At 70.0% G+C, this 19,093-nt stretch carries 23 protein-coding genes; 14 read left to right on the forward strand and 9 right to left on the reverse strand.

Annotated features, from left to right (window positions below; translation table 11 throughout):
* The first annotated feature begins 70 nt into the window (after nucleotides 1-70).
* Nucleotides 71-907: a mechanosensitive ion channel family protein gene (locus G7043_RS31620; RefSeq protein ID WP_166051934.1), complete on the forward strand. Its 837-nt coding sequence runs from the start codon at nucleotides 71-73 to the stop codon at nucleotides 905-907.
* Nucleotides 908-953: 46 nt separating this feature from the next.
* On the opposite strand, the gene G7043_RS31625 is transcribed toward G7043_RS31620, so the two are convergent.
* Complete coding sequence (locus G7043_RS31625; RefSeq protein ID WP_166051936.1) at nucleotides 954-1,310, reverse strand: DUF6401 family natural product biosynthesis protein; 357 nt, start codon at nucleotides 1,308-1,310, stop codon at nucleotides 954-956.
* 111 nt (nucleotides 1,311-1,421) lie between these two features.
* On the opposite strand from G7043_RS31625, the gene G7043_RS31630 reads away from it, so the two are divergent.
* From G7043_RS31630 to G7043_RS31645, 4 genes are all read left to right on the forward strand, one after another.
* Nucleotides 1,422-1,751, forward strand: coding sequence for a hypothetical protein (locus G7043_RS31630; protein WP_166051938.1), 330 nt, complete (start codon nucleotides 1,422-1,424; stop codon nucleotides 1,749-1,751).
* Nucleotides 1,752-1,858: 107 nt separating this feature from the next.
* The gene (locus G7043_RS31635; RefSeq protein ID WP_207312024.1) at nucleotides 1,859-1,993 is read left to right on the forward strand and encodes a DUF3072 domain-containing protein; all 135 of its coding nucleotides are present in this window, start codon (nucleotides 1,859-1,861) and stop codon (nucleotides 1,991-1,993) included.
* Between the two features lie 55 nt (nucleotides 1,994-2,048).
* Nucleotides 2,049-2,495: a general stress protein gene (locus G7043_RS31640; protein ID WP_313888174.1), complete on the forward strand. Its 447-nt coding sequence runs from the start codon at nucleotides 2,049-2,051 to the stop codon at nucleotides 2,493-2,495.
* 5 nt (nucleotides 2,496-2,500) lie between these two features.
* Nucleotides 2,501-2,965 (forward strand): MSMEG_6728 family protein, encoded by a 465-nt coding sequence (locus G7043_RS31645; RefSeq protein ID WP_166051944.1) that lies wholly within the window; start codon nucleotides 2,501-2,503, stop codon nucleotides 2,963-2,965.
* A gap of 1 nt (nucleotide 2,966) precedes the next feature.
* Here G7043_RS31645 and G7043_RS31650 read toward each other — a convergent pair whose 3' ends face one another.
* A complete protein-coding gene (locus G7043_RS31650; protein WP_166051946.1) occupies nucleotides 2,967-3,896 on the reverse strand; it encodes a sensor histidine kinase in 930 nt (309 codons plus the stop codon).
* Nucleotides 3,897-4,146: 250 nt separating this feature from the next.
* Between G7043_RS31650 and G7043_RS31655 the strand changes: the two genes are divergently transcribed.
* On the forward strand, nucleotides 4,147-4,524 hold the full coding sequence (locus G7043_RS31655; RefSeq protein ID WP_166051948.1) for an anti-sigma factor antagonist: 378 nt from the start codon (nucleotides 4,147-4,149) through the stop codon (nucleotides 4,522-4,524).
* A gap of 52 nt (nucleotides 4,525-4,576) precedes the next feature.
* Complete coding sequence (locus tag G7043_RS31660; RefSeq protein WP_166051950.1) at nucleotides 4,577-5,743, forward strand: PP2C family protein-serine/threonine phosphatase; 1,167 nt, start codon at nucleotides 4,577-4,579, stop codon at nucleotides 5,741-5,743.
* Between the two features lie 73 nt (nucleotides 5,744-5,816).
* On the opposite strand, the gene G7043_RS31665 is transcribed toward G7043_RS31660, so the two are convergent.
* Both G7043_RS31665 and G7043_RS31670 read right to left on the reverse strand, forming a co-directional pair.
* Nucleotides 5,817-6,221 (reverse strand): PRC-barrel domain containing protein, encoded by a 405-nt coding sequence (locus G7043_RS31665; protein ID WP_166051952.1) that lies wholly within the window; start codon nucleotides 6,219-6,221, stop codon nucleotides 5,817-5,819.
* A gap of 49 nt (nucleotides 6,222-6,270) precedes the next feature.
* Complete coding sequence (locus G7043_RS31670) at nucleotides 6,271-6,690, reverse strand: hypothetical protein (RefSeq protein ID WP_166051954.1); 420 nt, start codon at nucleotides 6,688-6,690, stop codon at nucleotides 6,271-6,273.
* A 128-nt stretch (nucleotides 6,691-6,818) separates the two neighbouring features.
* Here G7043_RS31670 and G7043_RS31675 point away from each other — a divergent pair, with 128 nt between their 5' ends.
* From G7043_RS31675 to G7043_RS31690, 4 genes are all read left to right on the forward strand, one after another.
* Nucleotides 6,819-9,374, forward strand: coding sequence for an ATP-binding protein (locus G7043_RS31675; RefSeq protein WP_166051957.1), 2,556 nt, complete (start codon nucleotides 6,819-6,821; stop codon nucleotides 9,372-9,374).
* A 43-nt stretch (nucleotides 9,375-9,417) separates the two neighbouring features.
* Nucleotides 9,418-9,849 carry a hypothetical protein gene (locus G7043_RS31680; RefSeq protein WP_166051959.1) on the forward strand — a complete coding sequence of 144 codons (432 nt, stop codon included), beginning with the start codon at nucleotides 9,418-9,420 and terminating at the stop codon, nucleotides 9,847-9,849.
* A complete protein-coding gene (locus tag G7043_RS31685; RefSeq protein ID WP_166051961.1) occupies nucleotides 9,837-10,274 on the forward strand; it encodes a hypothetical protein in 438 nt (145 codons plus the stop codon). Before G7043_RS31680 ends, G7043_RS31685 begins: the two co-directional genes overlap by 13 nt.
* Nucleotides 10,275-10,506: 232 nt before the next feature.
* Complete coding sequence (locus G7043_RS31690) at nucleotides 10,507-10,851, forward strand: VOC family protein (RefSeq protein ID WP_166051963.1); 345 nt, start codon at nucleotides 10,507-10,509, stop codon at nucleotides 10,849-10,851.
* Nucleotides 10,852-10,865: 14 nt separating this feature from the next.
* Here the strand turns inward: G7043_RS31690 and G7043_RS31695 are convergent, their stop codons facing one another.
* Nucleotides 10,866-11,318: a hypothetical protein gene (locus G7043_RS31695; RefSeq protein ID WP_166051964.1), complete on the reverse strand. Its 453-nt coding sequence runs from the start codon at nucleotides 11,316-11,318 to the stop codon at nucleotides 10,866-10,868.
* An 81-nt stretch (nucleotides 11,319-11,399) separates the two neighbouring features.
* Here G7043_RS31695 and G7043_RS31700 point away from each other — a divergent pair, with 81 nt between their 5' ends.
* Entirely contained in the window at nucleotides 11,400-12,023 is a 624-nt protein-coding gene (locus tag G7043_RS31700; protein ID WP_166051965.1) for a PadR family transcriptional regulator, read from the forward strand.
* Nucleotides 12,024-12,038: 15 nt separating this feature from the next.
* On the opposite strand, the gene G7043_RS31705 is transcribed toward G7043_RS31700, so the two are convergent.
* Nucleotides 12,039-12,434 (reverse strand): type II toxin-antitoxin system VapC family toxin, encoded by a 396-nt coding sequence (locus G7043_RS31705; RefSeq protein WP_166051967.1) that lies wholly within the window; start codon nucleotides 12,432-12,434, stop codon nucleotides 12,039-12,041.
* On the reverse strand, nucleotides 12,434-13,117 hold the full coding sequence (locus tag G7043_RS31710) for an alpha/beta fold hydrolase (RefSeq protein WP_166051969.1): 684 nt from the start codon (nucleotides 13,115-13,117) through the stop codon (nucleotides 12,434-12,436). The genes G7043_RS31705 and G7043_RS31710 overlap by 1 nt, the downstream gene beginning before the upstream one ends.
* Before the next feature lie 112 nt (nucleotides 13,118-13,229).
* Here G7043_RS31710 and G7043_RS31715 point away from each other — a divergent pair, with 112 nt between their 5' ends.
* Nucleotides 13,230-14,195 (forward strand): helix-turn-helix transcriptional regulator, encoded by a 966-nt coding sequence (locus tag G7043_RS31715; RefSeq protein ID WP_166051971.1) that lies wholly within the window; start codon nucleotides 13,230-13,232, stop codon nucleotides 14,193-14,195.
* A 17-nt stretch (nucleotides 14,196-14,212) separates the two neighbouring features.
* On the opposite strand, the gene G7043_RS31720 is transcribed toward G7043_RS31715, so the two are convergent.
* Entirely contained in the window at nucleotides 14,213-14,794 is a 582-nt protein-coding gene (locus tag G7043_RS31720) for a GNAT family N-acetyltransferase (RefSeq protein WP_207311999.1), read from the reverse strand.
* A gap of 149 nt (nucleotides 14,795-14,943) precedes the next feature.
* Here G7043_RS31720 and G7043_RS31725 point away from each other — a divergent pair, with 149 nt between their 5' ends.
* Entirely contained in the window at nucleotides 14,944-16,374 is a 1,431-nt protein-coding gene (locus G7043_RS31725) for an amidase (RefSeq protein WP_166052441.1), read from the forward strand.
* Nucleotides 16,375-16,393: 19 nt separating this feature from the next.
* On the opposite strand, the gene fxsT is transcribed toward G7043_RS31725, so the two are convergent.
* Entirely contained in the window at nucleotides 16,394-19,069 is a 2,676-nt protein-coding gene (fxsT, locus tag G7043_RS31730) for an FxSxx-COOH system tetratricopeptide repeat protein (protein WP_166051975.1), read from the reverse strand.
* Between the last annotated feature and the right edge of the window lie 24 nt (nucleotides 19,070-19,093).

Genomic DNA, 19,093 nt, shown 5'->3' on the forward strand with positions numbered 1-19,093 from the left:
AAGGGTTCCCGCACCGGGTACTGCCTGGTGCGGGACGCCCGGTCGGGCGCCCGCGTGAAGGGAGTTCGACATGGACTTCAGCCAAGGGCTGACCGACGCCTGGCGGGCGGTGGCGACATTCGTTCCCAAGCTGGCGGCCTTCCTCCTGATCCTCCTGGTCGGCTGGTTCGTCGCCAAAGCGGTGGCGAAGCTCGTCGACAAGGTGCTCGAACGGGTCAAGTTCGACCGGCTCGTGGAGCGCGGCGGCATCCACCGGATGCTCGCGAACAGCAAATACGACGCCTCTGACCTGCTGGCGAAGCTGGTCTACTACGCGCTGCTGCTGATCACCTTGCAGATCGCGTTCGGCGTGTGGGGTCCGAACCCCGTCTCGGAGTTGTTGACCGGCATCGTGTCGTGGCTGCCGAAGGCCGCGGTCGCGATCATCATCGTCGTGGTGGCCGGCGCGATCGCCAGTGGTGTCAAGGACTTCATCACCGGCGCGCTCGGCGGGCTGTCCTACGGCCGGGTGCTGGCGAACATCGCGTCGATCTTCATCTGGGCGCTCGGCATCATCGCGGCGCTGAACCAGATCGGTGTCGCCACCGCGGTGACCACGCCGGTGCTCATCGCGGTGCTCGCGACGGTCGGCGGCATCCTGGTCGTCGGCGTGGGCGGTGGCCTGGTGCGGCCGATGCAGCAGCGGTGGGAAGGCTGGCTGGGCCGCGCGGAGCAGGAACTGCCGCAGGCGCAGGCTCAGGCGGAGGCCTACCAGCGCGGTCGTGAGGACGCCGTGCGGGCACGGACCGAGACCACGCCGGTCGAGCCGGTCTCGTCCGCCGAACCAGTGGAGCCCGTCCCCGTCACCGAGCGATCGGTGCCGGCGCAGGACCCGGTACTCGGCTCGCGGAGGCCGGAAGACCGCTGAACGATGTCATACGACGAGGCGCATCCACGACGGGTGCGCCTCGTTTTCAGGTGAGCTCAGGCAACGCGTACACGTCGTCGGTCAGCGGCTTAACGTCGTGCACCTGAGCCAGCTGACAGACCGCCATCAGCCGGACACCGAGCCACGACGCCGGTGACCACTCGGCGTCGGCCGCGTCCTCCAGCAGCCCCCGCCCGTACGCGGCGAGCAGCACGACCGCGCCCACCGCGCCGACCCCTTCGACGCCGAGCAGCAGGATGTCGCGCACCGCGGCGCCGTGCTGGTCCACTTCGGCCGCGAGCGCCGGCGTGACGGCGAGCGCCGCCCACCCCGCCACGCCGATCCGCTCGGACAGCTCGGAGATCCATTGCCGAGCGTTCTTCTCCCGCCAGGTCACACGCATCCCGCCACGGTAACGGCGCCCGGTGAAGTCCTGGTTTGAGGGCGGTGGAACCGGGTACCTCGCCCAGTGCGTCAAGCAGTCGGCGCGGAGAATCGACTGTGGAGGCGAGTGATGACTCTTGATGACATGTCGTTGCAACAGGTGCGGGTGACCGCGTTGGAGAAGCTGGACAACGCCGTCTGCACGGCGCTCGCCGACATCGAACCCGACGAGGCCCGCAGAGGACTGCACGAGGCGCTGGCCGACTGCGCGACCGCTGACGCCACTGTGCCCCACCAGATCCTGGCGTGCGTCGAAGCCGCCGACGAACACCTCGGCTACAGCGAACGGATGGAGGCGCGGACGTTGCTGACCGTCGCCCACCGCATGCTGGCCGGGCTGCGGCGCCCGGTGGTCGTGCCGAGCCCCGCTCTTCCCGGAGACGTCACCTTGCGTGGTTGATCCCTCGCCGCCCTGGGTATCTCGAACGGGCGTTCGAGTGAAAGGGGACGACAGTGAACCGCACGCCGGAGAAGGACCCGGAGGACTGGACGACCGGTGACGAGCCGATGACCGGTCCGCAGGAGTCCTACCTGCACACCCTGGCCCAGGAAGCGGGCGAGGAGGTGCCCGATGAGCTCACGAAGGTCGAGGCCTCGCAGCTGATCGACCGGCTGCAGGAGAAGACCGGCAGGGGTGGCTGATCGTGTCAAACGTCCTGTTCGCGGGTAACCGTTCGGTGTGGACATGGAGCAGAACGTGACCGAGCAGAATCTGACCGAGTCGAGCCTGCTGGCGACCTTCACCGGCTACCCGGAGGCCCAGCGGCTCGTCGACCGGATGTCGGACGACGGGTTCCCGGTCGAGAGCGTGCGGATCGTCGGCGAGGGCGTCCGGACCGTCGAACAGGTCACCGGGCGGATGACCCGCGGCAGGGCCGCGCTCGCCGGCGCGGTGAGCGGAGCGTGGTTCGGTGTGCTGATCGGACTGCTGTTCGGCCTGTTCACCGCCGGTGCCGCGTGGATCTGGCTGCTGCTGATCAGTCTGTTCATCGGTGCGTTCTGGGGCGCGGTCTTCGGGTTCGTCGCGCACTGGAGCACGCGTGGGCAGCGGGACTTCTCCAGCGTCATGACGTTGCAGGCGCAGCGGTACGAGGTCCACGTCGACAAGGCGCGCGCCGCTGAGGCGGCGCGCTACGTCCTCTGACGCCCATGCAGACGTTCTTGCCTTGTCCGGACTTCACCGCGACGGCGGCGCTCCTGGACAGACGCAGGCTGGGCAAGCAGCGGGTGGAGACGTTGCAGGTGCAGCGGGCGCTGGTCGTGCCGGGACACGGCTGGCGCCACCACCCGGCGGTGCGGATGTGGGCCGGCTACGAGGAAGCGCTCGTGCGGTACGGCCTGGAGATCTGCTCGGTGTGGCGGGCGCACGGGTTTCTCGACACCTGCGAGGCGACCATGCGGTCGGATCTGGCGCGGGCCAAGGGCATCACGGTGGTCCGGACGCAGGAGGAACTGGCCGCGGCGGGGCAGTTGCCCGGCTGGCTGGGGGACGACGCGGTGCACCGCAGTCATCAGTCCGCGTTGGTGCGCAAGGATCCCGAGCACTACCGGAGGTTCTTCCCCGACGTGCCGGACGACCTGCCGTACGTGTGGCCCGCCTCCGCCGTGGCGTGAGTCAGGCCGCCTGATCGGACCCGCCGACGCTCACCCGGACGGTGAAGCCGTCCTCGTCGCGTGCCATCGACACGTAGTCGCACGTGCGGTGCAGGATCCACAGGCCCAGACCGGCCGACCGGGTCGCGGCGGTCGGCATCAGACCGGCGAGCGGGTCCGCCGGCCCGCGGCCCTGGTCGGTCACCGTCACGACGACCCGCGAGTCGTCCGCCCACAGCCGGAACCGCACCGGCGCGACGCCGTGGCTCAGGCCGTTCGTGACGATCTCGCTCGCCGCGTACACGACGTCGTGCGCGCTGTCCTCGGCGAGCCGGGTGCCCGCGATCGCCGCGTGGACCGCCTCCCGCACGGCCGCGGGAGTGGGGTTGACCAGCGACACCCGTGGGGCGCCCTGTTCCAGCACGTCCGGGACGGGCCTGCCGAGCAGCAGGCCGTTGCCGAAGTCCGGGTTCGGCAGGTGCTCACCCGCGGCCGTGGCGATGTACTCGTGGGTGCGGGCGACGTCGGCCAGCACCTCGGGCGGGGTGATCCTGGTGTCGTACGGGCACAGCCCCCACAGCGGGAACTCGGCGTACGCCTGGTTGGCGGCGTTCTCGTAACGGCCCCACCAGTCCCACGGCACGCCGTAGCCGGGGTGCGGCACGTCGCCGATCGTGCGGATCTGGGTCGCGCCGGCCTTGGCGAGCCCGCCGAAGATGTCGCGGTAGCTCGCGATCGCGTCGGCCGGTCGCGCGTACTGGTCGGCGCCCGGCAGGTAGGTGACGGCGTCGTCGTCGCTCAGCGCGCCGCGCAGCAGGGCGGTGTTCTTCTCCGCGCAGGCGATCAGCGTCGGCTGGCCCGCGCGCAGCCCACCCTCGACGAACGGCACGGCGATCGCCAGGAACTCGTCGTCGGAGCCGCAGAACGCGGTCTCGTGGAAGAAACCGGTCATCGAACGCACTCTTGTGGCGCGGGACGGCGGCGGTCGTCGGGGTGCCGACCGACCACCACGTCGGTCACACCGGACGTGCGCATGGCGCCTGATCCTACGCTCGTTTTCGGTGGGCCATCCGAGGGAACCTCTACCTCGATAGGCGTCGCACGGCTCCTGATACCGCGATCACACGGGCACTGCGCTACGGTCGTTGCGGGTTGAGCTGACAGCCCGTGGCGGTCGTGCTGTCCCAGCGAGAGGTTGCCGCATGCACACCGACGACCAAATCCCCTTCCGCGCCACCAGTGAGAACGTGGGCGCCACCGTCGTCGTGCGCGTTGCCGGTGAGCTGGACTGTTCGACAGCCGAAGAGCTGTCTCTGCTGCTGAACGGTGCCGTCCTCGCGGCCGACCCTCCCGCGCCGGTCGTGGTGGACCTGACCGGCCTGGCCTTCCTCGGTGCCCGCGGCATCGGACTGCTGCTCGACCACCAGGACATGTGCCTGAGACGGGGCAGCGAACTGGTCGTCGTCGCGAACACCGCCGCCGTGCTGCGCCCGTTGCGGGTGCTGGAGCTGACCGACGTGCTGAGCGTCCGGCCGGGCGTTCCCGAGTTCGCGCCGCCGGAGGTGTCCGGCCTGGGGTGACCGGTCCGCAGCGGAGCCGAGGAGGAACGCCACGGAAGACGAGTCGTTCGCCATGCTCGCGAGCCTGCTCGAGGACAGCCACCTCGCCACCCTGGAACGGTTGCCGGAGCTGGTCGAGAAGCGCGCCGCCGCCACGGGGCTGTCGGAGATCCTGATCATGCTCGCGGACCTGCGCCACGAGTCGCTGGTGGCGCTGCACCCCGGCGAGACGCGCTCGTTCCCGGTGGACGCGAGCCTCGCGGGCCGGGCGTTCCGGGACGTCACGCTGATCGCGACCGCGCGCGACGACTCCCACCACTTCTGGATCCCGCTGCTGGACGGCACGGAACGCCTCGGCGTGCTCGGTGCGTCCGCGCGGAACCGCGATCCGTCCACGGTGGACCGGTTGCGGGCGCTGGCCTCGCTGGTCGCCCTGATGCTGGTGAGCAAACGCTCGCACAGCGACACCTATCACCGGCTCGTGCGCGCCAAACCGATGGCCGTGGCCGCGGAGGTGGTGTGGCCGTTGATGCCGCCGCTCACCTTCGCCACGGACAACCTCGTGCTCACCGCCGTGCTGGAACCCGCCTACGACATCGGCGGCGACGCGATCGACTACGCGGTCGACGGCCACGTCGTGCACCTGTCGATCTTCGACGCGATGGGCCACGACCAGTCCGCCGGTCTGACCGTCGCGCTGGCGACCGGGACGTGCCGCAGCTACCGGCGCCGCGGCGCGAACCTGCTCGACACCAGCGTCGCGGTGGACGAGGTGATCGGCGAGCAGTTCGGCGGGCGGCGGTTCGCCACCGGCGTGCTCGCCGAGCTCGACTTCCGCTCCGGCCGGTTCCAGTGGGTCAACCGCGGCCACCCGCACCCGTTGCTGATCCGCCAGGGCCGCTGGGTGCGTCAGGTGCGCTGCCGGCCCGCGCCGCCGATGGGGTTCCGGCTGCCCACGACGCCGATGTTGTGCCAGGAACAACTCGAACCCGGCGACCGGCTGCTGTTCTACACCGACGGCATCGTCGAGGCGCGGGACAGCCGCGGCCGCCAGTTCGGCCTGCGGCGGTTCGCGGACTTCGTGATCCGCCGCGAGGCCGACGGCTGCTCGGCGCCCGAGACGTTGCGGCGCTTGATGCGCACCGTGCTCGAACACCAGGGCGGGCGGTTGCAGGACGACGCCACCGCGCTTCTCGTCGAGTGGAACCACGACCGCGAGAAGCTCTTGCTCGTCCGCTGATGGCGACGTTGATGAGGGGAGCTTTCACAAACCTGAGGTTTGTGAAAGCTCCCCTCATCAACGTCCCGGACACTCAGAGCATGGGCGGCATCAGGCGGTAGCTCTCGGTGTAGTAGTCGTCCGTGCGCTTGCGGTAGTCCTCGTGGTTGTCCGGGTCGTACTCGGGTGCGTTCTTGATCTGCTCCTTGGTGCGGTCGACGTAGACCTTGCCCTCCTGGTGGTCCACGCGCTGCACGGTGCCCACCGGCAGCACGACCTTGCGTCCGAAGATCCACGGGCCGGTGTCGACCATCAGGCAGTCGTGCGGCACCTTGGCGTTGTCCTCGTCGATCTTGCCGATGCTTCCGTCGGTCGCTTCGACGTCGTAACCGATCAGGCCCGTGTCCGGGCGCTGGGCTAGCTCTTGCTCGTCGTGTTCGGGCTGGCCGGTCCAGGACGGATCACGCCACACCCACGGGACGAACGGGACTGGCTGCATGTCGGCCTCCTCGTCTGGTGGAGGGTCTGCTGGAGACGGGGTACCCGGATCAGTCCTGGATTACGTCGTCGAGGACGAGCGAGAGACCGATGCCGAGCATCCAGACGTCCTTCGCGAGCCCGATGCCCTGCTCGGTTGGCCAGATGCTGCCCTCGCGGCGCATTCCCGGCGTCTTCGCGTAGAGGCCGAGCAACGCCCCGGCGAACCCGCTGAGCGCGACACCGGCGACGGCGGCCGGCACGAACGGTGCCAGCAGCACCGCGCCGGTCGCGATCTCGCCGGCGGCCAGCAGCTTCGCGAACCGCCGTGCGTCGATCTTGCCGAGCACCGGGTAGGTGCCCGCGGCCCAGCCGTGCAGGTGTTCGGCGGTCTCCTGGTCGGCGTTGCGCTTGCCGAGCCCGGAGTGCAACACGAACGCCCCGGCGGCGACGCGTGCGGGCAGCTGCCGCAGAAGCGAGCGGCTGATCATCTCGTGACCTCCTCGGTGGCCTCTGGGAACCGAAGACGCTGGGTACCCGAGGAGGTCGTGGCCGAACATCCAGGCCCTGCCGAGGAACTTCGCGGCGCTGCCCGCGTCGCGATCATTAGGCTTTCACCATGTCCCGCCCGAGACCCGATGACGCACAGACGCTCGACGAGCTCATCGCGGCGTTGCGCGCGCTGAAGGTGTGGGCGGGGAACCCGTCGTTGCGGCAGATGGAGAAGCTGTCCGGGCTGGCCCGCAGCACCCTGGCCGACGCGCTCAGCCCGCGGCGCAAGACAGCGCCGGCGCTGGAGGTGTTCCAGGGGCTGCTGAAGGCGTTCCACACCACGGATGTGGAGCCGTGGCTCGCCGCTTGGCGCCGGGTGCAGGCCGAACCGGCACGCCCTGCTGCGGGCGCCTCGGTGCCCCGGCAGTTGCCGGCGGTCGTGCCGGGCTTCAGCGGCCGCGCCAAGGCGTTCAAGGAGCTGACCGCGCTGCTGGAGGGCGGCAGCAGGCTCGCGGTGGTGTGCGGGATTCCCGGTGTGGGCAAGACGGCGCTGGCCGTGCAGTGGGCGCACCAGGTGGCGAACCGGTTCCCGGACGGTCAGGTGTACCTCGACCTGCGCGGGTACTCGGCGGGCCCGCCGGTCACCCCGGACCAGGCCCTCGCGCTGGCGATCCGCGCGTTCGGCGTGCCCGGCGAGGACATCCCGCTGCAACAGGACGCGATGGTCGGCATGTACCGGTCGATCACCTCCGACAAGCGTGTGCTGGTCATGGTGGACAACGCGCCGAGCGCCGCACACGTCCGTCCACTCGTGCCGGGCGGTCCGGGCTGCATGACCGTGGTGACGAGCCGTGACCGCCTCGCCGGTCTGGTCGCCCGCGACGGCGCGCACCGGCTGGAACTCGGCGTGCTCACCCCGGAGGAAGGCCCGGCCGTGGTGATCAGCGTGCTGGGCGCGGAACGGGTGCTGCGCGAGGAAGACGCCGTCGAGGAGCTCGTGCGGTTGTGCGGCTACCTCCCGCTGGCCCTGCGGATCACCGCCGCGAACCTCGCCGACCGTCCACATCAGACGATCGCGGAGCTGATGACCGAGCTGACCGCCGGTGACCGGCTCACCGCGCTGGAGGTGGAGGGCGACGAGGACGCCGCGGTGCGCACGACGTTCGACCACTCCTACGCGGCGCTCGATCCGTTGGCACAGAAGTTGTTCCGGCGCATGGGGGTCGCGCCGGGTCCGGAGCTGCCGGCGCGCGCCGCTGGTGCGTTGCTCGACCTGCCCAGCGCTGAGGCCGTGTTGCGCACCCTGGTCTCCGCGCATCTGGTGGAGGTTCGGGCTGCTGGTCGGTACGGGCTGCACGACCTGTTGCGGCTATATGCGCGTGAGCGTTGTGCCGCAGAGGAAAGCGGCTCTGAGTCGCTCGACCGGCTCTACGCGCAGTACCTGGACATGGCGGTCGCGGCGGCACGCGCCGTGCGGCCGGACTTCTCGGTGCTCGCTTCCGTCACCCCGCAGCACGTGTTCGCCGGTGCCACCGAGGCGTTGCAGTGGTTCGACACCGAGCGCGCGACGTTGGTGAGCCTGATCGAACAGGCGGGTGCGCCGATGGCGTGGCTGCTCACCGACGCGCTGCGCGGGTGCTACTGGCTGCGCCGCCACACCGCGGAATGGCTGGCCGTCGCACGGGTGGGCCTGGCCGCCGCTGCGGAACACGGCGACGCCGGTGCCTCGGCGGCGATGCACCTGTCGCTGGGCACCGCGCACTGGGGCACGGGTGACTACCGTGCCGCGGCCGAGCACTTCGAACACGCCGTCGAGTTCAGCCGGGCGGCGGGGGACCGGTTCCGCGAGTTCAGCACGCTCGGCAACCTGGGCGGCGTCTACGCGGAGCTGGGTTCGCTGGAAGAAGCGGTCCAGTGCTTCCGTTCGGAACTTGCCTATTACGCCGAGATCGGCGACACGGCCAGGCGCGCGCGTTCGCTCGGAAACCTCGGCCAGACCGAGATGCGTCTCGGCCGGTTGGTCGAGGCGGCCGCCGACCTGCAGGCCGCCGTGGAACTGCGGGAGGAGATCGGCGAGACGCGGTCGGCCGCGAACTCGCTGGGCGCGCTCGGTGTCGTGCACCGCTATCTCGGCGACCTCGACCGGGCCGCGCACTTCCTGACGCGGGCCCGCCAGCTCAACCACGACCACGAGGACCGGATCAGCGAGGCCGCCGCCCTGGACGACCTCGCCCGCGTGCACCGCGACGCCGGCCGTCCGGAAGAGGCACTGCGGTGCGCGGAACAGGCGTTGTCGCTCGCGAAGGGCTCCGGACGTGTGGAGATCGACGCGCTCATCACGGTTTCGGCCGTGCGTGGCCGGCGGGACGATCTGCGCCGTGCGTGGCGCACGGCGGTGGAGATCGGGTACGGGCACGGCGTGGCGGACGCGTTGGTCGAGCTCGCGTGGCTGGACCTCGCCGCCGGTGACGTCGACGCGGCGTTGAGGGACGCGTCCGAGGCGTCCGATCGGGCGGCGGAAACCGGTCAGAACATCCTGGCCGGCCTGGCGCTCGTGGCGTTGACCAGCGCACATGAGGCTCACGGTGATGCCGCGGCGGCCGCGGAGACCCGTCGGCGGGCCGGTGAGGTGCTGGCGGCCGCGGGCTATCGGGGTGTCCGGGATCGTCCGAACAGCTTGTGAGCCGGTGCCGCGCTTGATAGATCCGTGAGCACAAGGGGGACTCATGAAGAAACTGATCGTGTCGATGGCGGCTGCGCTGGCTCTGGGGACGCTCGTGGCGCCGGCCGCGCACGCCACCTGTGATCCTGTTTACGACCCGGGATCGGGTTGTCCGGGCATGTTCGAGCTGCGGCCGGACACACCCGTCGGCAGCGAGGCGTACGCGCAGGGCCAGTTCGCCGAGAAACTCTCGGTGGTGTTGCGCAAGACGACGTTCGTCAAGGACACCGCCGACGACGGCCTCGACGCCTACCTGTGGGTGCTCTACGGCCAGTGGAACGGGGACAAGTACAAGGAACCGATCGCGGTCGCGTCAGGACCCGGCGCGCAGACCAGCGTCGAGTGGACCTCGCCGCCCGGTGTGTCCGTGACGTACTTCCAGGTTCGGGTGTGTCTGGGGCCTGGGGAGGGCACCTGCTCCCGGTGGGTCGGTTGACCGTGAAGACGCTGTCCGTCTCCATCTCTCTCGCACTGGTTCTCGGGCTGTGCGCCGCACCCGCCCACGCCACGGTCAAATGCGGCGGCGATCCCGTGTACGACCCTGGCGCCGACGACCCGTGTCACTTCACGATTCCCGTGTCCATGCCCGGTGCCGAAGCGACTGTGTACGGAAGGTTCTACGGCTCGGCGGCGACCGTGCGCGAGCCCTCGTACCTCAAGGACACCGCCGACGACGGGCTGGACGCGTACCTGTGGGTGCGCGCCGTCTGGCGCGGGGAGACGTACGAGAAGCAGGTCGCCGTGGCGTCCGGGCCTGGCGCGGCGGTGGACGCCTACTCCTTGTTCGGCAGCGCCAACGCGATGTACGCGAGGGTGTGCGTCGGAGCGGGCACGGCGAACTGCTCGCCGTGGAGGCTCTGACCGGCTGACCGGATCTGTCCGGGGTCGTCCGAACGTCTTTCCAGGTCAGGTGGCCGGGAGACACGCTCGGACCATGCTGAAACCGTTCGTGCACTGCCGGCCCGGCCTGGGGGTCCGGACCGGCAGCGCCGTCGTCCCGTCCATCGTCAACCTGCCCCGCAGCAGCTAGACCGATGAGTTTCGGCCGTCCGGTTGGTCCACCCTCTCGAACGGAACCGGGAGGGTGGACCGAGTGGACCTGCACAGCGTGATGTGTGTGAGCGACCTGGCCAGGTCGCTGGAGTGGTACGAGGTGTTCTTCGGGCGCGAGGCCGACGAGATCATCGGCGAGGAACACCTCTGGCAGGTGGGGGAGAACGCCTACCTCGTGCTCGACGCCCGCGACGTGCGGTCGTCGCGCGTGGGCGGCTCCATGATCACGTTCGGCGTGGGCGGCGGCGAGTTCGACGCGGCGTTGGCCCGGCTCGCCCGGCATGGCGTCGCCCACGAACCCGTCGAGACCTACTCCAACGGTGTCCGGCACGTCGAGGTGCTCGATCCGGACGGCAACAGCCTGTCGCTGGCCGCGCTGCCTTAGCGGTCCCGGTCGGGTCAGGGGACCGCCGGAACGCTGTCGCAGGCACCTGGGACGCAGGTGCCGAACCCCGTCTCCAGCCAGAAGATCGGCCAGAGCACGAACGGACCGACGGACAGCAGCACGACGGGAGCCAGTGCGCAGAGCTCGATGATCAGCACGGTCTCGAAGTGGGACTCGAGGAGCCGGGGGACTGATCGGAATCCCTTGGTCCAGAGGGCGATGCCGCCCAGGAGCACGGCAAGGCCGACGAAGATCAAGGCCACCACGGGTGCGAGAGTGACCGACATCCAGGCCAGGGCGGTGAACGCCCAGCCGAAATCGGCGGGTTCGGCGAGGCTGAACCCGCGCATTCCCGCGCCGCAGCCGGCCAGCAGGCCGAACACCGCGGCCACGATCGCCGCCAGGATCAGGACGGATCGCCCCAGGGAAGGCCATTCGGTGGCGCGGGTGGGTGGTGCCTGGGCCATGGGCCACCTCGCAGCAGATGCTCCGTTTCAGAGTATGTCTATACTCCGAAACGGAGTACCTGACAAGGTGAGGAGGCGGGCTTGGCCGGCCGGACCAAGAAACTCACCACGGTGTCGTACGGGATTCTGGGTTTGCTCGGACTGCGCCCGCACACGCCGTACGAACTGGCGCAGCAGTTCAAGCGCAGCGGCACGTTCTGGGCCTCGGCCGAGAGCGTGGTCTACAACGAGCCCAAGGCGCTGGTGGCCCACGGTCTGGCCACGGCGAGCGCCGAGACCAACAGCGGACGGCGCCGCACCCGTTATTCGATCACCGAGGCCGGGCGCCAGGAGCTGCGCCGCTGGCTGTCCGATCCCGCCGTCGAGCCGCAGTTCCAGTTCGACGCGATGATGAAGGTCCTGTTCTCCGACCTCGGCGACAAGGACGACCTGCTCGGCGCGATCGAGGCGATGCGCGCCTGGGCCGACCGAACCCAGGCCGGGGCGGCCATGATCGCGCACGACTACACGACCGGCGACGAGCTCTACCCCGGCCGGGCGCACATCGTCGGCCTGACCCAGGCGTACCGGGTCGGCCTGGCGCAGATGACCCGGCAGTGGGCGGACTGGGCCGAGCAGCAGGTCAGGCACTGGCCCGACACCGGCAGCGGCCCCGCCCCCGTCGACCTGTTGACCGGGCTGGGCGCCGGCCGGATCCCCTGGTAGCGCGGAAGCGTCCTTTCAGGACAGTGCGTCGATCGGTGCGACCGTCACCAGCTTCCTCGCCGCGTGGGCGAGTTGGTCGTCGAGCGTGATCAAGGCGTCTGCCTGGAGCTGGGTCAGAGCGACGTACTCGGCGGCGAACGTGTCGGGCCATCCGAGCTGGTCGGCGACCTTCCAGGCGGCGGCTTGAAGGACACGGTCCCCGAGCAGCCGGATCCGCAGCCCGCGGAGGTAGTCGAGCCGGCGCTCGGCTTCCTTCTTGGTCAGCTCACCGCGCTGCACCTGTTGGTAGAGAAGCGACAGCGTGTGCGAGCGGAGCAGCGTCGGGGCCACGACCTGGTGTTCGGAGCCGATCACGACCTGGTCGTGGGCCAGGCGAAGAGCCACGTCCGGGCCGATCACGTACCTGGTCATCAGGCGGTCGCCGCCGCCGCGAGGAGCCGGGCGAGCTCGGCCGGCCTGGTGTGCATGGGCCAGTGGCCGGAGTCGATGTCGACGAAGTCGAGGTGCTTGACCCTGGCCAGTTCGGGCACGTCACCCGCGTCGATCCACTCCTTGGCCTGAGCGGGGGAGAACTCGGGGCAGATGACCATGACCGGGACGTCGAAACGTCGTTCGTCGGTCAGCCGCACGACACCCGTGGCCACGTCCCCGGGAACGGGGATCGCGGCAGCGTCGAACGCGCGCCTGGCTTCCTCGTCGAGGTCGGCCGAGTCCGGTCCTTCGAACGGGGCCCAACCGGGGAAGGGCATGACGCCGTCCCGCAGTTCGAAGAAGTCGGCGTAGGGCTTCCCGTCGGAGGCAGGGAACCCGCCGACGAGGACGACCTCGGAGATCTTGTCCGGTCGCGCGTCCGCGGCCAGCCAGGCCAGGCTGCAGGCGGCCGAGTGCCCGACCACCACGGGCTTGCCCGAGGCCGCGTCCACGGCGGCGAGCACGGTCGCCACCTGGTCGTCGAGCGTGGCGGAGGTGGATCCGTCGCCCTGGCCGGGCAGGGTCAGCGGCACGGGGCGGTGGCCGAGCGACCGCAGTGCGGCCACGACGTCGTCCCAGGCGGATCCGTCGAGCCACAGACCGGCGATGAGCAGGATGTCCACGATCAGTTCTCCTTTTCCCGCGCGGCGAGGTCACCGCGGTGCGTCGTCACGCTAAGGCCAATTCCGGACGATCTGCTTCCGGTTCAGTGGGAAGATCGCCTAGCCTGCCCGAGTGCCGAGTGATGTCAGTCCTACCGCCAGGGCACTGCGCGCGCTGGAGATCCTCCAGACGCGTCCTGGCACGACGGCTGATCAGCTCGCCGAGAAACTGGGCGTCACGGAACGAGCCGCCCGCCGCTACATCGGGATCCTGCGAGAGGCAGGCATCCAGGTCGAGTCGGCCCGCGGCCCGCACGGCGGCTACCGGCTCCGGCGCGGAACGCGACTGCCGCCGATCGTGTTCACCCAGGCCGAGGCGCTGGGCCTGGTCATGGCGGTGCTCGACGGCCAGCCGGCCGCCACCGAGGCCGACGACCCGGTCGGTGCGGCGCTCGGCAAGGTCGTCCAGGCGCTGCCCGAGAACGTCGGCCGGCAGGCGGCCGCACTGCGCGAGCACGCCAAAGCCGCGCCCGACCGGCAGGCGGCCCGCCCGGACCCCGCCACGACCAGCGCCCTGGTCGCCGCCGTCGCAGCGAGGCGTCGGGTGCTGATCACGTACCGGAGTGAGACCGGCAACGCGTGGCAGGCCGAGGTCGACCCGTGGGCGGTCGTGGTCCGCTACGGCCGCTGGTACCTGCTGTGTCATTCCCATCGGGCGGACGCGATCCGCACCTATCGGGTGGACCGGGTGCGCGCGGTCCGGCAGACCGCGCACGAGTTCGAGCCACCCGACGACCTCGACCCGGTCGCGGCACTGGAGGCGAACCTGGGCACGGGCTGGGAGTTCCCCACCCACGTCGTGTTCGACGCGCCGCTGGCCGAGGTGGCGCCCTGGATCCGGCCTCCGATGGGACGGCTCGAACCATCGGGGGACGGATGCGTGCTCGTCGGCAGCACCAGCAATCCGGCGATGTACGCGCAGGAGTGGTTGGCGGCCGTGCCGTTCGCCTTCCGCGTCCAGGGCGGTGATGAGCTGCGTGCAGCGGTTGCGGCGGTCGCGAAGCGTTTTGCCGCAGCCTTGATGCCTCAGGACGGGTAGCGGCGTCCGCGGAGGACTCAGCCGGCGGGAACCGGTTCGGGCGTGGGCCGCCACTCCCGCCTGAGCAGCCCGTACACCCACGAGTCCGACACGTCGCCGTTGACGACGCAGTCTTCCCGCAACGTCCCTTCCCGCACGAACCCGAGCTTCTCCAGGACGCGGGCAGAAGCCGCGTTGCGCGTGTCGGCCTCGGCCTGGACCCGGTTCAGGTCCAGCGCGTCGAACGCCCACCGCAACAGAGCGCGCGCGGCCTCCGTCGCATAGCCGTGGCCCCACGCCGCATCGTCGAAGCAGTAGCCCAGCGACGCGCTGCGGTAGTCCGGGTTCCACCCGGTCAGACCGCACCAGCCGATGAACGCCCCATCGGAAACACGGTCGACGGCCAGCCGCGCCCCGGTGCCCTCATCAGCCATCTGCCGGCACGCCGCGACGAAGCGCCCGGCGCGCGCACGTTCGTCCCAGGGCGGCGAATCCCAGTAGCGCAGCACGTGGGCGCTGCTGTGCAGGGCGAAGAGAGCGTCCGCGTCGGCGTCGACGACGGGCCGCAGGCCGAGGCGAGCGGTGTGCAGCGTCGGGGTGGGCAGCGGCTTGGGCGTCATGGTCACTCCGGTGATTGGTGGCCGATCAACCTGACATCCGCTGCCGGCCATTCGCAACGGGTTTTCTGCGGACAAGAACTTGTTGCACTACGCCCGTTGTGCGAAACGAAATTTTATGGCTTCTGTGGCAGGCCAATAGCTTCGAATTCATGGAATGGAGCTTTCAGTCAGCCGAAGAGCTCGTTGCCGCGTTGCGCACCGGTGCGGTGACCTCGGTGGAACTGACCGACGAGGCGATCGCCCGCATCGAGCGCGACGACGAGGTGATCAACGCGATCTGCGTGCCGGACTTCGAGCGCGCGCGGGCCGCCGCACATCGTGCCGACCAGGCACGCGCGCAGGGTGAGGACCGGCCGCTGCTCGGTGTTCCGGTGACGGTCAAGGAGTCGTACAACGTCGCCGGGTTGCCGACGACCTGGGGCATGCCGCTGCACCGGAACTACCTGCCGGCCGAGGACGCGGTACAGGTGTCGCGACTCAAGGCCGCGGGCGCGGTGGTGCTCGGCAAGACCAATGTGCCGTTGGGGTTGCAAGACATCCAGAGCTTCAACGACATCTACGGCACCACCAACAACCCGTGGGATCACGATCGCACCTCGGGCGGATCCTCCGGCGGGTCGGCGGCGGCCCTGGCATCAGGGTTCGGCGCGCTGTCCATCGGCTCCGACCTCGCCGGCTCGCTGCGCACCCCCGCGCACTTCTGCGGCGTCTACGCCCACAAACCAACGCTCGGCCTGGCAGCCAACCGCGGCATGGTCCCGCCGTCCGAGCCGGCGTTGCCTGTTGATCTCGACCTCGCCGTCGTCGGTCCGATGGCGCGCACCGCCCGTGACCTCACGCTCCTGCTCGACGTCATGGCCGGACCGGACCCGCTGACTTTCGGCGTGTCGCACCGTTTGGCCCTGCCGCCCGCCCGCCACGAGCGGCTCCGCGATTTCCGAGTCCTTGTCCTCGACGAGCATCCGCTCATCCCGACCGGTTCCGCCGTGCGCGCGGGTGTGAACCGGGTGGCCGCCGCGCTCGCCGACGGTGGCGCCCGCGTGCGACGGCACAGTCCGCTGCTACCCGATCTGACCGAAGCCGCGACGCTTTACATGCAGTTGCTGATTTCGGGCTCGGTCGCGCGTTTTCCCATCGACACACTGCTGCCGACCCGCGCGGACGACCAGAGTCTCGACGCCGTGCGGCTGCGCGCGATGACGTTCAGCCACCACGACTGGATCGAGGCGAACAACCGCCGCGAGCTGCACCGCCACGGCTGGCGACAGCTGTTCGCCGAGTTCGACGCCGTGGTGTGCCCGATCACGCCGACGCCCGCGTTTCCGCACGACCACCACCCGAATCCGTTGGAACGTCTCATCGACATCGACGGTGTCGAGCACCCCTACTTCGACCAGCTCGTCTGGGCCGGGTTGGCCACCATGCCCGGTCTGCCTGCCACCGCCGTACCCGCGGGCCGGTCGCCTGAGGGGCTGCCGGTCGGCGTGCAGCTCATCGGCCCGATGTTCGAGGACCGCACCCCGTTGCGGCTGGCCGAACTGCTCGAGCAGGAGATCGGCGGCTTCCGGGCGCCGAGGTAGGGCGAACCGGCCGGTGTGGTCAAGGTTTGGCGGCGTTGGTGATCCATGCCTGCAGAGCGTCGGCCTGCTCATCCTGGCCGAGGTTGCGCAACGCCGTGACGAGATTGCGTGCCGTACGCAGAGTGTTGGGGTGATGATCGCCCAGTACACGGCGTCGTCGGCTCAGGGTGTCCTCGTTGAGTTCGCGTGCGGCCTGGTGCTCACCCAACGCCGACAGATCGACAGCGAGGTTGTTGGCGGAGCTGAGGGTGTTGGGGTGGTCTTCGCCCAGTACGCGGCGTCGTCGGGTGAGGGTGTCCTCGTCGAGTTCGCGTGCGGCCTGGTGTTTGCCCAACTGCCGCAGGTTGATGGCGAGGTTGTTGGCGGAGGTGAGGGTGTTGGGGTGGTCTTCGCCCAGGACGCGGTGTCGTCGGGTGAGGGTGTCCTCGTTGAGTTCGCGTGCGGCCTGGTGTTTGCCCAACTGCCGCAGGTTGATGGCGAGGTTGTTGGCGGAGGTGAGGGTGTCGGGGTGGTCTTCGCCCAGGACGCGGCGTCGTCGGGTGAGGGTGTCCTCGTTGAGTTCGCGTGCGGCCCGGTATTTGCCCAACTGCCGCAGGTTGATGGCGAGGTTGCTGGCGGAGGTGAGGGTGTCGGGGTGGTCTTCGCCCAGGACGCGGCGTCGTCGGGTCAGGGTGTCCTCGTTGAGTTCGCGTGCGGCCTGGTTCTCATCCAACTGCCACAGGTTGAGGGCGAGGTTGCTGGAGGAGACGAGGGTGTTGGGGTGGTCTTCGCCCAGTACGCGGCGATAGCGGGTGAGAGCGTCTTCGTCGAGTTCGCGTGCGGACCTGTACTCGCCCAGGGCGCGGAGCCGGAGGGCGAGGCGGGTGTTGGTGCCGATGGTTGTGGTGTGGTCAGGGCCGTGGTGGTCGTGCGCGAGTTGGTGCGCGCGTTGAGCGTGCGGAAGGGCTTGGCGGGGTTGCCCGCTGGTTTCCAGGTAGTCGGAAATGCTGCTGAGCAGAGTGATGAGGGTGTCGTGGTGGGTGGTGAGGAGATCGTGACGGTCGGGTGCGGTGGCGGTGAGCAGGTGGGGCAGCAGCCGCTGCCACTGCGGCCAGACCGCGGGGTTGTTCCACGGATCGTCGGGCCGACCGCGGCGCAGCACGAGTGCGGCGGTGACCGGCCAGTTGTGTTCGGCCGTGGTCTGCTGGTCGGCAGGGACCGCGCGCAGGAGGGCTGCGGGGATGCGGTGCAGCAGCAGGCTGTCGGCATCGACCCGTGCCAGCGCGCGTTCGCGCAGCAGTCGCATCGTGTCGGCCATGCGCAGTGGATCAGCGGCGACGACCGCCAAGGGGTCGGGGAGAACGTCGGGATGGTTGGTGATCAGGGTGAGAGGAACAGGTTCGGGGGCCAGCCAGGCGAGCAGGGTGAGCAGTTGCAGCGCTGCTGGGTCGCGCTGAGCGAGGGCGTCGAACGCCAGCGACCAGGACGCCGCCACCGGCATTGCGGTGTCACCGTCGGCACCGCGGTGGAGCAGCTCACGGGTCCGTGAGTCGAGCAGGCTCAGGTAGTCCGGCACGGTGACGGCGCCGTCGGCGAGCAAGGCGGCGGCCTGATCCAGCGCCGAGGGCAGGTGACCCAGCGTCCGGGTGACTCTGGTGATCTCGTCCGCGGTCAGGTGTGGTGCTCTGGCGGCCAGGAACCGGGCGGACTCCGGTGGGATGAACACGTCGATCGACACCGGCGCGGCCACTCCCGCCCAGAACGGGTACCGAGAGGTGATCAGCACCCGCGCCTGTCCGCCGGAGAGGTAGGGGGCGAGGGTTTGGGGATGTTCGGCGTTGTCGAACACCAGCAGCACCCGCTCCCGGCTGCGCAGCGCCCCCAACACGCGCGGCACGGCGGCGCCGACCGGCTCGTCGGGTGCGGTCAGGCGTAACGCCTGACCAAGTTCGGCCAACTGTTGGGGGATGAGGTCGGGGTTTTCCGCGGCGATCCACCACACCACGTCGTAGCCGGCGGCGTGCCGGTGCGCGTACTCGATCGCGGTGCTGCTCTTGCCGACGCCGCCCATTCCCTCGATGGCCCGCACCACGACCGGACCTTCGCTCAAAGAGCTCGCCAACTCCTGCAGCAGTTCCTCGCGGCCGGTGAAGCCGTGCAATCGGGCCGGCACCTTCCACACCGGCCCGCCTACCGGCTTCGCACTCCCCGCAACGGCCGGTTGGGCCCGCAGTTCCGCCATTGCCTGGGTGACCTCGGCATCCAGCTCCGCCGGCGTTCTCACCGTCTTGACGGTCAGGCCGCTGTCGAGCAGCAGCCGTCGCCGGAACGCTTCCTGGCGATCCCCGAACTCCGGGTCCAGGAACAGCCCTCCAGGTCCCTCGGCCTGCTGGTCCAGCAGGAAGACCAACCGCGGCTTGCCGAGCTCCGTCGCTGCCTCGAACTCCAGCTCCGTGTACGACAACGACGGCCGGTCCACCACCGGTGACCCGTACCGGAATCCCGCCACCAGCACGTAAACGTCGCACTCGGCCACTCGCTTGCGGCACAACGCGGCCGGGGCGAGGTCACCGGCGGTGAAGTGCGCCATGTCCACCGGCGCATCCCGGCACCGCAGCACGGCCTTTTCCAGCGCGTCGACGAACGACCCGCCCTGGGGATGGTCCCGCAGCTCGGAGGTATGGCTGAGGAACACCCGCCGAGGCGACACACCCACCAGCACACCCCCGAGGTCCAGAAC

Origin of the sequence: Lentzea alba (assembly GCF_011067745.1) — a bacterium.
Taxonomy (GTDB): domain Bacteria; phylum Actinomycetota; class Actinomycetes; order Mycobacteriales; family Pseudonocardiaceae; genus Lentzea; species Lentzea alba.

Excerpts from the sequence above, each read along its gene's own strand:
- G7043_RS31620 (WP_166051934.1), top strand. The coding sequence starts at position 71 with ATGGACTTCAGCCAAGGGCTGACCGACGCCTGGCGGGCGGTGGCGACA.
- G7043_RS31625 (WP_166051936.1), bottom strand. The coding sequence starts at position 1,310 with ATGCGTGTGACCTGGCGGGAGAAGAACGCTCGGCAATGGATCTCCGAG.
- G7043_RS31630 (WP_166051938.1), top strand. The coding sequence starts at position 1,422 with ATGACTCTTGATGACATGTCGTTGCAACAGGTGCGGGTGACCGCGTTG.
- G7043_RS31635 (WP_207312024.1), top strand. The coding sequence starts at position 1,859 with ATGACCGGTCCGCAGGAGTCCTACCTGCACACCCTGGCCCAGGAAGCG.
- G7043_RS31645 (WP_166051944.1), top strand. The coding sequence starts at position 2,501 with ATGCAGACGTTCTTGCCTTGTCCGGACTTCACCGCGACGGCGGCGCTC.
- G7043_RS31650 (WP_166051946.1), bottom strand. The coding sequence starts at position 3,896 with ATGACCGGTTTCTTCCACGAGACCGCGTTCTGCGGCTCCGACGACGAG.
- G7043_RS31655 (WP_166051948.1), top strand. The coding sequence starts at position 4,147 with ATGCACACCGACGACCAAATCCCCTTCCGCGCCACCAGTGAGAACGTG.
- G7043_RS31660 (WP_166051950.1), top strand. The coding sequence starts at position 4,577 with ATGCTCGCGAGCCTGCTCGAGGACAGCCACCTCGCCACCCTGGAACGG.
- G7043_RS31665 (WP_166051952.1), bottom strand. The coding sequence starts at position 6,221 with ATGCAGCCAGTCCCGTTCGTCCCGTGGGTGTGGCGTGATCCGTCCTGG.
- G7043_RS31670 (WP_166051954.1), bottom strand. The coding sequence starts at position 6,690 with ATGATCAGCCGCTCGCTTCTGCGGCAGCTGCCCGCACGCGTCGCCGCC.
- G7043_RS31675 (WP_166051957.1), top strand. The coding sequence starts at position 6,819 with ATGTCCCGCCCGAGACCCGATGACGCACAGACGCTCGACGAGCTCATC.
- G7043_RS31680 (WP_166051959.1), top strand. The coding sequence starts at position 9,418 with ATGAAGAAACTGATCGTGTCGATGGCGGCTGCGCTGGCTCTGGGGACG.
- G7043_RS31695 (WP_166051964.1), bottom strand. The coding sequence starts at position 11,318 with ATGGCCCAGGCACCACCCACCCGCGCCACCGAATGGCCTTCCCTGGGG.
- G7043_RS31705 (WP_166051967.1), bottom strand. The coding sequence starts at position 12,434 with ATGACCAGGTACGTGATCGGCCCGGACGTGGCTCTTCGCCTGGCCCAC.
- G7043_RS31720 (WP_207311999.1), bottom strand. The coding sequence starts at position 14,794 with ATGACGCCCAAGCCGCTGCCCACCCCGACGCTGCACACCGCTCGCCTC.
- G7043_RS31725 (WP_166052441.1), top strand. The coding sequence starts at position 14,944 with ATGGAATGGAGCTTTCAGTCAGCCGAAGAGCTCGTTGCCGCGTTGCGC.